The sequence below is a fragment of the Aminobacter sp. P4_D5 genome, from assembly GCF_056401815.1.
The window spans coordinates 1-518 of sequence record NZ_JBFUIP010001401.1 but is presented as its reverse complement, the minus strand read 5'-3'; the positions used below and the strand labels follow the sequence as shown (position 1 = coordinate 518).

Sequence of the window (518 nt, the reverse complement as noted above, 5' to 3'; positions counted from 1 at the left end):
CCCCAGCTCAGCCCGGCCAGGACCGAGCCGAGGCAATAGACCCCGAAGCTTTGCCAGTAGACGCCGAGGCCGAAGGTCAGCGATCCCAGGATGGAAATGAAGGCGCCGGCCAGAAAACCCGCCCGTCGCCCCCAACGCGTGAAGACGTAGGAGGCTGGAATCGAGGCCACCATGGTCCCCGCCATCTGGATGGCCATGGGCAGCGTCGCCAGCGCGATGTCGGAGGAGAGGCTGCGGCCGATCAGGGCGCCCATCGTGGCCTGCCCGATCATCGTCGAATTCATCAGCGCGCCGAGGCCGAAGGTCAGCGATCCCAGGATGGAAATGAAGGCGCCGGCCAGAAAACCCGCCCGTCGCCCCCAACGCGTGAAGACGTAGGAGGCTGGAATCGAGGCCACCATGGTCCCCGCCATCTGGATGGCCATGGGCAGCGTCGCCAGCGCGATGTCGGAGGAGAGGCTGCGGCCGATCAGGGCGCCCATCGTGGCCTGCCCGATCATCGTCGAATTCATCAGCGC

Annotated in this window: 1 protein-coding gene; it reads right to left on the bottom strand. The window is 66.6% G+C overall.

Annotated elements, in window-relative coordinates:
* Positions 1-500, bottom strand: a 500-nt coding sequence (locus AC1DWF_RS38655) for an MFS transporter (protein WP_476843684.1), incomplete at its 3' end; no start/stop codon positions are given.
* Positions 501-518 lie beyond the last annotated feature (18 nt).